The 12723-nt window shown below is 72.9% G+C and carries 13 protein-coding genes; 10 read left to right on the plus strand and 3 right to left on the minus strand.

All coding sequences use genetic code 11. The features are described from left to right. Nucleotides 1–108 precede the first annotated feature (108 nt). Nucleotides 109–618, minus strand: a complete 510-nt coding sequence (locus BM286_RS08630) for a PUA domain-containing protein (protein ID WP_092921149.1) — start codon at nucleotides 616–618, stop codon at nucleotides 109–111. 202 nt (nucleotides 619–820) lie between these two features. Then, nucleotides 821–1753, minus strand: a complete 933-nt coding sequence (locus tag BM286_RS08635; RefSeq protein WP_092921150.1) for an HD domain-containing protein — start codon at nucleotides 1751–1753, stop codon at nucleotides 821–823. 146 nt (nucleotides 1754–1899) lie between these two features. Between BM286_RS08635 and BM286_RS08640 the strand changes: the two genes are divergently transcribed. The 8 genes from BM286_RS08640 to BM286_RS08675 all read left to right on the plus strand — a co-directional run bounded on the left by BM286_RS08640 (nucleotide 1900) and on the right by BM286_RS08675 (nucleotide 9693). After that, nucleotides 1900–2583: a haloacid dehalogenase type II gene (locus BM286_RS08640; RefSeq protein WP_092921151.1), complete on the plus strand. Its 684-nt coding sequence runs from the start codon at nucleotides 1900–1902 to the stop codon at nucleotides 2581–2583. 12 nt (nucleotides 2584–2595) lie between these two features. Beyond that, nucleotides 2596–3054, plus strand: coding sequence for a hypothetical protein (locus BM286_RS08645; RefSeq protein WP_092921152.1), 459 nt, complete (start codon nucleotides 2596–2598; stop codon nucleotides 3052–3054). Between the two features lie 319 nt (nucleotides 3055–3373). Further along, the gene (gene dapA, locus BM286_RS08650) at nucleotides 3374–4375 is read left to right on the plus strand and encodes a 4-hydroxy-tetrahydrodipicolinate synthase (RefSeq protein ID WP_092921153.1); all 1002 of its coding nucleotides are present in this window, start codon (nucleotides 3374–3376) and stop codon (nucleotides 4373–4375) included. Next, nucleotides 4372–5172: a 4-hydroxy-tetrahydrodipicolinate reductase gene (gene dapB / locus BM286_RS08655; RefSeq protein WP_092921154.1), complete on the plus strand. Its 801-nt coding sequence runs from the start codon at nucleotides 4372–4374 to the stop codon at nucleotides 5170–5172. The genes dapA and dapB overlap by 4 nt, the downstream gene beginning before the upstream one ends. 57 nt (nucleotides 5173–5229) lie before the next feature. Continuing rightward, nucleotides 5230–6069 carry a 2,3,4,5-tetrahydropyridine-2,6-dicarboxylate N-succinyltransferase gene (locus tag BM286_RS08660; RefSeq protein ID WP_092921155.1) on the plus strand — a complete coding sequence of 280 codons (840 nt, stop codon included), beginning with the start codon at nucleotides 5230–5232 and terminating at the stop codon, nucleotides 6067–6069. After that, nucleotides 6066–7481 (plus strand): diaminopimelate decarboxylase, encoded by a 1416-nt coding sequence (gene lysA, locus BM286_RS08665; protein WP_092921156.1) that lies wholly within the window; start codon nucleotides 6066–6068, stop codon nucleotides 7479–7481. Before BM286_RS08660 ends, lysA begins: the two co-directional genes overlap by 4 nt. Next, nucleotides 7478–8443, plus strand: coding sequence for a diaminopimelate epimerase (gene dapF, locus BM286_RS08670; protein WP_092921157.1), 966 nt, complete (start codon nucleotides 7478–7480; stop codon nucleotides 8441–8443). Before lysA ends, dapF begins: the two co-directional genes overlap by 4 nt. Continuing rightward, nucleotides 8440–9693: a M20/M25/M40 family metallo-hydrolase gene (locus BM286_RS08675; protein WP_092921158.1), complete on the plus strand. Its 1254-nt coding sequence runs from the start codon at nucleotides 8440–8442 to the stop codon at nucleotides 9691–9693. The genes dapF and BM286_RS08675 overlap by 4 nt, the downstream gene beginning before the upstream one ends. Nucleotides 9694–9721: 28 nt before the next feature. Here the strand turns inward: BM286_RS08675 and BM286_RS08680 are convergent, their stop codons facing one another. Further along, nucleotides 9722–10219, minus strand: coding sequence for a LabA-like NYN domain-containing protein (locus BM286_RS08680; RefSeq protein WP_092921159.1), 498 nt, complete (start codon nucleotides 10217–10219; stop codon nucleotides 9722–9724). A gap of 117 nt (nucleotides 10220–10336) precedes the next feature. Here BM286_RS08680 and BM286_RS08685 point away from each other — a divergent pair, with 117 nt between their 5' ends. Then, a complete protein-coding gene (locus BM286_RS08685) occupies nucleotides 10337–11440 on the plus strand; it encodes an AI-2E family transporter (RefSeq protein WP_092921160.1) in 1104 nt (367 codons plus the stop codon). Between the two features lie 108 nt (nucleotides 11441–11548). Further along, complete coding sequence (locus tag BM286_RS08690) at nucleotides 11549–12700, plus strand: FtsZ/tubulin family protein (protein WP_092921161.1); 1152 nt, start codon at nucleotides 11549–11551, stop codon at nucleotides 12698–12700. The last annotated feature ends 23 nt before the right edge of the window (nucleotides 12701–12723 follow it).

The raw sequence follows: 12723 nt of genomic DNA on the forward strand, positions 1-12723 counted from the left end.
CCTCCCCAACCTCGCCGCTCACGCCCTCCGGGCGTTCGCGGCGTCCCTCGCGCGTGCTGCTCGGCCGCAGAGCGGCCTCGCAGGCACGCGCCACCGCCGAGAAATTCGCTATTCGTCGTCCGCGGGGTTCCCGTCGCGCGTCTTCACGGCGACGCCGGAGCCGAGCTGTTCGGCCTCCGCGCCGGAGAGCTCGGCGCGGCCGACCCCGAAGATCGCGCCGCTCTCGTCGACGACGAGGACCTCGTCGCCGGGGCGGATCCCGTCGTCGGCCGCGGTGACGAACTTCGCGAACGCGTTGCGCCCCTCGCGCACGAACGGCTCGCTCTCATCGCCGACGACCATCCGGTGTCGCGGGGCGGCGAACGCCTCGCCGATCCGCTTCCCGCCCGCGAGCCCGAGGGTGAACCGACCGTCGGTGCCGTACGAGACGAGGCGGTCGCCCTCGCTGCTGCCGGGGGTGTCGTCGACGTCGCCGTCGATCACCTGCCGCGGGCGGCCGCCGCTCGACCGGCGCACGGTGAGGGTGTCGGCCGGGGGGAACAGGGCGTCGCCCGCGCCGGCCCCGAACTGGTAGTCGGCGGCGGTCCGCAGGTCCGCGAGCGTGTCGGCGTCGGTCATGGCCGGGATACCGACCGCGCGCCCAAAGCGATTGCGACACCGTCCGGCGACGATACCGCCGTGGGGAGCCGACTCTGCGGGGACTCGTGCGGGATTACTCCGCGCGGACGGCGACCGTCGCGGCCGGGGCGCTTCACCGGAACGGCGCGGGCGACACGCTTCGGAGCCCTGAATCGGGGCGTACCAGCCCGGACGCGACCCGTCAGAGTTCGATCCGGTCGACGATTGCCTCGTTCCCGTCGGTCCCGTCGCTGTGGGTGTTGATCGCGACGGTCCGGATCCGCTCTTCGAGCAGTGATCCGTCGATCTTCGCCTTCAACAGGGAGTCGACCTGGTAGACGCCGGCGGCGTTGTTCATCCGGATCACGACCTGAACGGGCGTCTCGTCGCCCGCGCGCAACGAGACGCGTTCGATCGCCTGCGAGGAGACGGTGTTGATCCCGCGGCCGCCCTCCTCGTAGGGGACCCGAGAGCGCCCGCGTTCCATGTCCAGCCCGTCCGCGATCCGGACGACGCCGGCCTCCAGCGTGAGCGGCTGCTCCTCGGTGTGGTGGCATAAGATTGCGTGGAGCACTTCGGCCTTCACGCGGACTCGGTCGGCCACGCCGTAGAAGTCGGTGAGCAGGTCGTCGAGCAGGTCGGCCGCGAGCGGGATCGAGTAGTACGGGTGGTCGTGGCGGTGGACGACGTGGCCGATGTCGTGGAGCGTCGCGGCCAGCGCGACGATCACCGGCTCGTCGGCCTCGTCGAGCCCCTGCTGGCGGGCGCCGTTGAACTCGACGCCGCCGGACTTGAGCAGGTCGTACAGCCGGAGCGCGCGGTCGCGGACGATCTCGACGTGTTTCGCGCCGTGGTCGTTGTACCCCTTCCGCGCGACCGGATTGACGTTTTGCGCCTCCAGGTACGCGACGATCTCCTCGTCCGATTCGAGCCGCGACATGACCTCGTTGAGCCGCTCGTCCGGGAACGCGTGGTCGGCCTCCGGGTCGTACTCGTGGCGGTCGGCGTCGGTGTCGGCGTCGACCTCGTCGGGCGTATCGAGGTCGTCTGCGGCCGGATCGGGCGCGTCGTCCGGTGTCGGATCGGGCGCGTCGTCCGGTGTCGGATCGGGCGCGTCGTCGGCAGGGTCGGTCATACGTCTCCCAGAAACCTTCACCGGGGATAAATGTGCGAGCCGCGCGGCGCTGCCGGCCACGGAGTCGCCGCGGCTTCGTCGACCGAACGGCGACGACCCCGCCGTCGTCCCCGGCGCTTATGCCGCCGCCGGCTGTGGGTCCGCGCATGCCCTTCGACGCCGACCGCGTCTCGACGGTGACGTTCGACTCGTACAGCACGCTCGTGGACGTGGAGGCCGCCGAGGCCGCGCTCGCGGACCGCGTCGACGACCCCGAGCCGGTGTCGCGGCTGTGGCGGTCGCGGTCGCTGGCGTACACGTTCGTCGCGAACGCGGTCGACGCCTACCAGCCGTTCTACGAGATGAACCGCGACGCGCTCACCTACGCGCTCGACGCGCACGGCGTCGACCTCCCGGACGCGGAGCGCGACGAGATCCTCGCGGTGTACCACGAGCTGGAGGTGTTCGACGACGTGCGCGACGCGATCGGCCGCCTCCGCGACGCCGGCTACGACTGCTACGTCCTCTCGAACGGCGACCCCGAGATGCTGGCGTCGCTCGTCGACCACGCCGACATCGCTGACCTGATCGAGGACGCGATCAGCGCCGACGAGGTGGAGACGTTCAAGCCCGACGCCGAGCTCTACCGGCACGGCGCGGCCCGAACCGGGACGCCGATCGACGAGGTGGTCCACGCGACGGCCGGCTGGTTCGACGTGCTCGGAGCGCGACACGCCGGGATGCAGGCCGCGTGGGTCGACCGGAAGGGAACGCCGTGGGAGCCGTTCGGCGGCGATCCGGACGCCACCGTCGAGACGCTCCACGACCTGGCGGACCTGCTCGGGGCCTGACGGCGCCGCCCGATGCGACTCCGCGACGCCGACGCGGCCGACGGTCGGTTCCGGTTCCGCGGCCGCCCGCTCGTCTCGTGGCTGCTGATCGCCGCGCTCGTGCAGCTCTCCGTCCGGGCGCTCGTCGGCGGCGCCGCCCTGATCGCCGCGCCCTCCGGCCGGATCGTCGGCCTCTCGACCGACGCGCTGGCCCGCACGCCGTTCGACGACTACCTCGTCCCCGGCGTCGTCCTCTTCGTCGTCTTCGGGCTCGTCTCCGCGGCCGTCTGCTACGGGGTGTACGCCGGTCGGAAGGGGGCGCCCGCGGCCGCGGCCGCCGTCGGCCTCGCCCTGCTGGGCTGGCTGGCGGTCGAGGCGCTGGCGGGCTTCGACAGGCCGACGATCTGGTTGAACCTCGCGACGGCGGTCGCGGCGCTCGCGCTCGCGTCGCGTCCGTGCGTTCGCGACGGGGGCCGCGGAGCGGATGCGTGAGAGGCCGCCGCGGAGCGGATGCGTGAGAGGCCGCCGCGGAGCGGGCCAGCGACCGCCCGCCGCGGCAGTTTCGACCCGAGACACAACCTATAAGCGCGCGACCGATCCATACTGCGGTGTGACCCGCTCCGCGTCCGCACGCGGTCCGCAACCGGCGCCAGCGACGCGGCTCTTCTCGAAAAAACGCGCGTGAACCGTCCGCCGGCGGGAGTGGCGACCCCGTCCCGGACGACCCCCGACCCGCGACCGGAGACGGTCGCGCGGCCGTTCCGCTTCACGACCGACACCGAATCCCACCACACGCACCCACACCGAACCCATGACGGACACGACGACAACGACCCCGTACGCGACGACCGAATCGACAGACGGAGAAGCGACCGACGCCCCCTTCGAGGGCGTCTATCCGGCGATGACGACACCGTTCACCGACGGCGACGCGGTCGACCACGACCAGCTCGCCGCGAACGCCCGGTTCCTGGAGCGCGCCGGCGTCGACGGGGTCGTCCCCGTCGGCTCGACGGGCGAGTCGGCGACGATGAGCCACGACGAGCACGTCGCCGTGATCGAGACGGTCCGCGACGCCTTAGACGACATCCCGGTGATCGCGGGCACCGGCTCGAACAACACCGCGGAGGCGCTCTCGCTGTCGCGGCGCGCGGCCGACGCGGGCGCCGACGGCCTGCTCCTCATCTCTCCGTACTACAACAAGCCCGAACCCGCGGGCTTCCTCGAACACTACCGGACCATCGCCGACGAGGTCGACATCCCGCAGATCGTCTACAACGTGCCCAGCCGCACGGGGCAGTCGATCCCGGTCGACGTCACGGTCGAACTCGCGGAACACCCGAACATCCGGGGGTACAAGGCTGCTTCCGGCGACCTCAACCTCATCAGCGAGGTGATAGAGCGGACCCGGGACGAGGCGTTCGCGGTGCTGTCGGGCGACGACGGCCTCACGCTGCCGGTCCTCTCTATCGGCGGCGCGGGCACGATCAGCGTCGTCGCCAACGTCGAGCCCGAGCGCACCTGCGCGATGGTCGGCGCCGCGCTCTCGGGCGACTACGACCGCGCGCGGGCGCTCCACCACGAGCTCTCGCCGCTCGTCCGCGAGCTGTTCGCCGAGACGAACCCGATCCCGGTCAAGGAGGCGATGCACATCCGCGGGCGGGGCGGACCCCGCGTCCGCTCACCGCTCTCGCGGCTCTCGGAGGACCGTCGCGAGTCGCTCCGCGACCTGCTGGCCGCGTACGACGAGCGCGCCCCGGGAACGATCGACCCGACGGCCGTCGACCCCGCGGCGACGGAGGGCGCCGAATGAGCGATGCCGGCGACCCCGCCGGTGACCTCCGGATCGCCGTCACCGGCGCGGGCGGCCGGATGGGCCGAGAGGTGATCGAGGCGGCCGCCGACCGCGAGGCCGTCGCCGTCGCGGTCGCGGTCAACCGCACGGAGATCGACCCCGTGGCGGGCGTCGCGGTCAACGACGCCGACGACCTCGACGAACTGCTCGCGAGCGAGGCGCCGGACGTCCTCGTCGACTTCACCGGTCCCGACTCGGCGGTCGCGTACGCCGAGGCCTGCGCGGACGCCGGCGTCCCGCTCGTCACCGGGACGACCGGGTTCTCGGACGCGCAGGTCGATAGCCTCCGGGCCGCGAGCGACGCGGTCCCCGTCCTCAAGGCGTCGAACTTCGCGCGCGGCGTCGCCGCGCTCCGCCGGGCGGTCCGCGAGGCCGCCGCGGCGCTGCCCGGCTACGACGTGGAGCTGACGGAGACGCACCACAACGCCAAGCGCGACGCCCCCTCCGGCACCGCGAAGTCGATCCTCGACGACGTGGAGGACGCCCGCGACGACCTCGACGAGCGCGTCCACGGCCGCGAGGGAGACGCCCCCCGGAGCCCGGGCGAGGTCGGCGTCCACGCCCGCCGCGCGGGCGACGTGACCGGCGAACACGAGGTCCTGCTGGCCGGGAACCGCGAGACGCTCGAGCTCACGCACCGCGCCGGCGACCGCGGGGTGTTCGCCGAGGGCGCGCTCGACGCCGCCGCGTGGCTCGCTGACCGCGACCCGGGCTGGTACGGGTTCGGCGACGTGCTGGACGCGGGCGAGAAATAACTGCGGGGAATCAGCATATCGACGAGTAAATACCGACACTCATCCATACACTACCCAATGAGCCTCGAAGCCGACGTCGCCGACCTCTGGAACCGGTATCAGGACGGACTGACCGCCGCGGACGCGAGCGACGCGGACGCGGCCGTGATCGACGAGTTCCTCGCTGCCTTGGAGGCCGGCGAGGTCCGCGCCGCCGAGAAGACCGGCGACGACGTGACCTCGTGGGAGGCCAACGAGTGGGTCAAGCGGGGGATCCTGCTCAACTTCGGCCTCCGCGAGACGGAGCCGCGAGAGTACGGCGGCGTCACCTACCACGACGTGCTCCCGCTGCGCGACACCGACGACCTCGCCGAACGCGGCACCCGGAACACGCCGGACGGGACCGCGATCCGCCGGGGCGCGTACCTCGGCAGCGACTGTATCATGATGAGCCCCTCGTTCGTCAACATGGGCGCGTACGTCGGCGACGGCACCCTCGTCGACTCCTGTGACACGGTCGGCTCCTGCGCGCAGCTCGGCGAGAACGTCAAGCTCGGCGCCAACACGCTGATCGGCGGCGTCCTCGAACCCGTTGAAGACGCGCCGGTGATCGTCGAGGACGGCGTCTCGCTCGGCGCCGGCTGCCGGGTCACCTCGGGATTCCGCGTCGGCGAGAACTCGATCGTCGGCGAGAACACGCTGCTCACGCCTCGGATCCCCGTCTACGACCTCGTCGAGGAGGAGGTCCTCTACGGCCACCTCCCGGCCGAGCGCCGCGCGTTCACCCGAATGGTCGAGTCGTCGGTCGGCGACCACGAGCTCTTCGAGGGCGGCGCGTACAAGCCCGCCGTCGTGGCGACGCACGTCGAGGAGGACACCCTCGAAGCGACGCGGCGGGAGGACGCGCTCCGCGAATGAGCGACCGCGACGCGGGCGGTACGGGCGACACAGGCGCGGAGGCGGCGGGCGAACCCGCCGGCGGCAACCCGCCGGTCCGCCGCCTGAGCGACTGGGACGCCGAGCGCCTTCACCGGCTCGCCGCCGCCCACGAGACCCCCCTGTACGTCCAGGACCTCGACCGCGTCCGCGAGAACTGCGAGCGGCTGCTCGCGGCGTTCCCCGACGCGGACGTGCGGTACGCCGTCAAGGCCCACACCGGGCGCGCCGTCCTGGAGGCCGTCCGCGACGCCGGCCTCGACGCGGAGTGCGCCTCTGCGGGCGAACTCGACCGCGCGCTCGCGGCCGGCTTCGACGGCTCGCGGCTGCACTACACCGCGGTCAATCCGCCGGCCCGCGACCTCGACCACGCCGCCGGCGTCGCGGCGGGGGAGCCGGGGATCACGGTCACTGTCGGCGCGGTCGACACCCTCGACCGCCTCGCGGAGCGCGGCTACGACGGCCGGGTCTGCGTCCGCGTGAACCCCGGCGTCGGCGCGGGCCACCACGAGAAGGTCACCACCGGCGGCGCGGCGAAGTTCGGGATCCCCTACGACCGCGCCGCCGATGCGGCCCGCGAGGCGGCCGAGCGCTTCGACCTAGTCGGGATCCACGCGCACGCCGGCTCCGGCATCGACCCGGACCAGCTGGACAGCCACCGCGAACTGGTCGCGCGGATGGGCGAGCTGGCCCGCGACCTCGCGGACCCGGACGCGGCCGGCGACGGCGACGCCGCCGCGAGCGCCGATCCGATCGCCCTCGAATACGTCGATGTCGGCGGCGGGTTCGGCGTTCCCTACGAGGAGGACGCCCCGCCGCTCGACCTCCCGGCGGTCGCGGCGGCGACGCGGGAGGCGGTCGCGCCGCTCCCTGAGGACACCGACCTCGCGATAGAGCCCGGACGCTACGTGGTCGCCGACGCGGGCGTCCTCCTGACGCGCGTGAACACCGTGAAGCCGACGCCGGACGAGACGGTCGTCGGCGTCGACGCGGGGATGACCGACCTCCTGCGTCCGGCGATGTACGACGCCTATCACCCGATCCGCAACCTCGGGGGCGGACGGGCGCGCGACGGGGGCGACGCCCCCTCGGTCGCGGAGCGGGAGGCAACCCCTGTCACGGTCGCCGGACCTATCTGTGAGACCGGCGATACTCTCTGTAAGGACCGAGCGCTCGCCGACCCGGCCCGCGGGGACCTCCTCGCGGTCGGCGTCGCGGGCGCGTACGGCTACGAGATGGCGAGCCAATACAACTCACGACCGCGGCCCGCGGAGGTCGCGCTCGACGACGGAACCGCGACGATCGCCCGGCGTCGAGAGACGCTCGGGGACCTGCTGACGGTCGAGCGAGGGGCGGCTCCCGACGGCGACGACCGACCGGAGGGCGACCGATGAACACCCACGCCGTCCCGGTCGAGAAGTACCACGGCACGGGCAACGACTTCCTCGTCGTCGACGCGGCCGCCGAGGACGTCGGCGACCGAGCGGCGTTCGCGCGGGCGCACTGCGACCGCGAGACGGGCGTCGACGGGGGCGACTTCGGCGCCGCACTCCCGCGCGACGGCGACGCGGACCGCGACGCATCCGGGGGTCGACGCGGCGCCGACGGCGTCCTCTTTCTCAGCGTCGATGAGCGGTTCGACCCGACTCGGGTCGTGATGACGCTGGTCCAGCCGGACGGCTCCACCGCGACGATGTGCGGCAACGGCGCCCGCGTCGTCGCGCGGTGGGCCCACGACCGGACGGGCGACCGCGAGTTCATGATCGACACCCAGGCCGGCACCCGGCGCGCCACCGTGACCGCGGACGCGACCGCCGCCGCCATCGAGATGGGCGTGCCGACGTTCGACCCCCGCCGCGTCCCGGTCGCCCGCGACGGCGCGCTCGCGGACGAACCGCTGATCGACGAGGCGGTCGAGGGGTTGACCGTTACCGCCGTCAACACCGGCGTTCCGCACGCGGTCGCGTTCGTCGACGGCGGTCGCGACGACCCCGACGGGATCGACGGGGTCGACCTCGACGCGGTCGCGCCGCCGGTCCGCCACGCCGACATCTTCCCCGAGGGCGCGAACGTGAACCTCGCGGCGGTCGTCGACGACGGCGCTGGCGACGGCCCCGCGGTCCTCGACCAGCGTACCTTCGAGCGCGGCGTCGAGGGCGAGACGCGCTCCTGCGGCACCGGCGCGGTCGCGGTCGTCGCGGTTGCCCGCCGACTCGGGCTGATCGACGGCGACGACGCCGTGAGCCGCCCGCCGGGCGGCGAACTGGAGATCACGGTCCCCGACTCCGGCCACGCCACCCTCACCGGTCCGGTCGCCCACGAGTTCTCGGGGACGCTCCCCGCCGACCCGCGATGAGCGAAGGGTCCGACGCCGGTTCCGACGCTGACGCCGGCTCCGGCTTCGATCCGGTCTCGTTCCTCGAAGCCGCGGTTCGGATCCCCTCGCACGAGTCTGTCGACGAGACCCGCGAGTTCGTCGTCGACCTGCTGGAGCGGCGCGGCGCAGACCCCGCGGTCGTCGCGGACGGGTGCGTCCTCGCGGAGAGGCGCTCGCCGGCGCCCGAGGCCGGCCCGAACCTCGTGTTGAACACCCATCTCGACACCGTGACGCCGCACGTCCCGTTCGATCGGGGGGAAGCTCACGGGGACGAGCGGGGAGGGTCGGCGTCGAACGAGGGGGGAGAGGGAGACGCCGGGGAAGTGATCCGCGGCCGCGGCGCCTGCGACGCGAAGGGCCCGCTCGCGGCGCTGCTCTCGGGGTTCCTCGCCGCCGACCCCGACCGCGGCCGGGTCACGCTCGCGCTCACGCCCGACGAGGAGGCGCTCTCCCTCGGCGCGGCGGCGCTGACGGGGCGGCTTCCGGGGACCGTCGACCGGCTCGACGGCGACCTGTTCCTCGTGGGCGAGCCGACCGGCCTCGACGCGTGTCCCGCCGCGAAGGGCCGTTTTCAGGCGACGGTCGAGCTGTCGGGGACGGCCGCCCACGCCGCGGAGTCCGCCGGGGCGAACGCGGTCGCGGCCGCCGAGGACGCGCTCGCCGCGATCCGGACGTTCGACGCGGACGCGACGGTCCACCCGCAATTGGGGCCGCCGAAGCTCACCCCGACGGTCATCGAGGGCGGCGCGGCGACGAATCAGGTGCCGGCGGACTGCGAGGTCACCGTCGATCGGCGGAGCGTCCCGCCGGAGACGGCAGAGGGATTCCGGTCGTCGCTCGCGGACGCGGTGCGGGAGTCGCTCGCTGCCGGCGCGGCCGGCGACCGCGGCGTCGACGCGGCGGTCTCTCTGACCGACCGGGAATCACCGTTCCTAGAGGCGTTCGCGACGGATACGGACCACGAAATCGTCAGCACGGTCGCGGACGCGGCGCGCGAGGCGGGCGACGCTGTCGGCCTGCCGAGCGAGCGCGGCGGCGACGTCCGGCCGTTCGGCGCCGCGACGGAGGCCTCCTACTTCGCGCCGGCGCCGACGGTCGTGTTCGGACCCGGGGACCTCGCCGACGAGGCGGGCGCGGTCGCGCACGCCGAACGGGAGTACGTGCGTGTTCGCGAGGTGGAGGCGGCCGCGGCGGCGGTCGAGGACGCGGTCGCGACGCTGCTCGGGTAGCGGCGCGAGGGGGGCGTACCGCCGCCGACTAGAGCAGGAACGTCTCCTCCTTCTCCGCGAGGTCGACGAAGTCGTCGGCGGCGTCGATCAGTTCGTCGGCGGCCGAGTTGCCGAACCCCATCGCCTCCACCCGGACCCCCTCGTGACGGAGGTGCGAGCAGAGTCGCGCGAAGTCGCCGTCGCCGGTACAGAGGACGACGGTGTCGACGTGGCTCGCGAGCGAGACGGCGTCGAGGCTCATTCCGAGGTCCCAGTCGGCCTTCTTCGAGCCGTCGGCGAACGTCTTGATCTCCTTGATCTTCGTCTCGAAGCCGATGTCGCGGAGCGCCTCGAAGAAGCTCTCCTCCTCGGGGGAGTCGGCGCGGATCACGTACGCGATGGCACGCACCAGCGACCGGTCGGAAACGGCCTCATCGAGGAGGCCGGAGTAGTCGATGTTCCGCGAGTAAACGCTCTGTGCGGAGTGATACAGGTTCTGCGAGTCCGCCAACACCGCGACGCGCTGGTCCGGGTGAATGTCGGTCATACGTCCCCCTTCACCGCCCGCGGTTAGGGGCTTTGGGATCGTCGCGCCCGCGATCGCGGCGTCGCGGTTCCACCGGTGACCACCATGGTTTATGCCCGGCGCTGAAGACCGTGGGCCATGGACGAAAAGCGGTTCGTCGTCGCCCTCTTCGGCCTCGCGGTCGCGTCCGTCGCCGGCTACGTGGCCTATCGGTTCGTCGCCCCGCTCACCGTCGCCGTCTTCCTCTACTACTCGACGCGGCGCTTCTACCACCAACTCGAACGCTTCCGGCTCCCGGCCCGGGTGCGTGCGGTCGTGTCGCTGTCGGTCATCGGCGTCCCGCTCATCGGACTGGTGGGATACACGCTGGTGTTGCTCGTCCTGGAAGCGCGGCGGTTCATCGAGACCTATCCGGTGGCCGACACCATCGGCGCGGAGAACTCCGTGATCGCCGACCTCGCGGAGCTGTCGAACCCGACGACGGACGAGCTGCTCGCGGCGTACCGATCCGGCCAGTTCGACCCCCTGATCGACCTCGTCTCCGAGCAGGCGTCGCTGCTGGCGAGCACGCTGTCGGGGCTCGCGTTAAACCTCCTCATCACCGTCGTCGTCACGTACTACCTGCTCATCGACGGTTCCCGGTTCCACGACTGGCTGCTCACCTTCGACGACGACGCGGTCGTCCGCGAGTACCTCGAGACCGCCGACGACGAGCTGGAGGCGGTGCTGTACGGGAACCTCCTCAACGTCATCGCGATCGCGATCATCGCCGTCGTCACCTACCTCGCGTACAACGCGATCGCCCCCGCCGCGGTCGAGATCCCGTATCCGACGCTCGCCGGTGCGCTCACCGGGGTCGCCAGCCTGATCCCCGTGATCGGGATGAAGATCGTCTACGTCCCGCTGGCGGCCGCGATGTCGATTCCGGTCGCGCTCGACGGCGACGTCTCGCTCCTCGCGTACGTCGCCGGGTTCCTCGCCGTCGCGGCCGTGATCGTCGACACCATCCCCGACATCGTCCTCCGGCCGTACTTCAGCGGCGAGACGACGCACGTCGGGCTGCTCATGCTCGCGTACATCTTCGGCCCGGTCGTGTTCGGCTTCCACGGGCTGTTCCTCGCGCCGATCGTCCTCGTGTTGGCGCTGACGTTCGCCGACACCGCGCTGTTGCGTCTGCTCGGCGTGCGGCCGGATCGGGAGCCCGAGATCCCCGAGCATCAGCGCCGGCTGGACGAGTTCTGAGCCGTCGGGGGCGCCGCGTCGACGCGGTCGCTGCCGCGGCGCGAACGCTCGACCGATCGGCCGCGGCGAGCCGAAGTCATATATCCCCGCTCGACGACCGGGGCACGTATGCGACTACACGTCATCGGCCTCGGCGGGGCCGGGGGTCGGATCGCCGACCGGCTCGCCGCCGCCCACGACGACGACCCGTTCCTGGCGGGCGTCAACGCGTTCGACACCGACATGGACGCGCTCGGGACGCTGGACGCGCTCCGCGAGGAGCGCCGGTACCGGTTCGGTGACGCCGCGGGCGGCGACGGGCTCGGCGGCGACCTCCACGCGGGACGCCGCCTCGGTGACGCACACGCGAGCGAACTCGGCAGGGCGATGGACGACCAGCGCCCGTCCCTCGCGGAGGCGTTCCTGATCGTCGTCGGCCTCGGCGGCGCGGCCGGGGCGGGCGCGGCGCCCGCGCTCGCGGAGGAGCTCTCGCGGCTCTACGACGCGCCGGTCTACGCCTTCGGGCTCCTTCCGACCCCGAGCGAGACCGAGGAACCGGACGGGGGAGAGAGTCCGACGAGCGCGGCCTCCGGAAGCGAGTCGCCGTCGGCGCCGCACCGCCCGCTGGCCGAGCGGAACGCCGCGCGGACGCTCGACGCGCTCTCGGACCGCTGCGCGGCGGTTCTCCCGTTCGACAACGCGGCGTGGCTCCGTCCGGGGGAGACGCTCGACGGGGCTCGCGACCGGCTCAACGGGGTCGCCGTCGAACGGATCTCGGCGCTGTTCGGCGCCGGTGAGACGCCAGAGGGGGCGGAGACGCCCCAGCAGGTGCTCGACGCGAGCGATGTCGCCCGGGCGGTGGGAAGCGACGGCGAAATCGCGGCGATCGGCCACGCGACGCAGGCGGTGGAGTCGCCCGGCGAGGGGTCCCGGTTCGGGCTCGGGCTGTTCGGCTCCTCGGAGCCGGCCGAGGTCGACACGAGCGCCGCGGTGTCGGCGATCGAGACGGTCATCCGGAAGGCGGCACGGGGGAAGAACACGATCGCGGTCCCGGAGGGGCGGGCCGACCGAACGCTGCTCGTGGTCGGCGGCCCGCCGGCGTGGCTCAACCGCGAGGCGATCGCTGACGGGCGGCGCTGGCTCGCCGAGGAGACCGGCTCGGACGCCATCCTGAGCGGCGACGCGCCGGTCCCCGAGGGAGACGCCGTGTTCGCGGTCGTGATCCGCTCGGGCATCGACGAGCCGGACCGGGTCCGCGAGCTCCGCGAGACGATCGCGTGACCGAGCCGCCGACGGCGCGGTCG

The organism is Halorubrum sodomense, assembly GCF_900111935.1.
GTDB classification, from domain to species: Archaea; Halobacteriota; Halobacteria; order Halobacteriales; family Haloferacaceae; genus Halorubrum; species Halorubrum sodomense.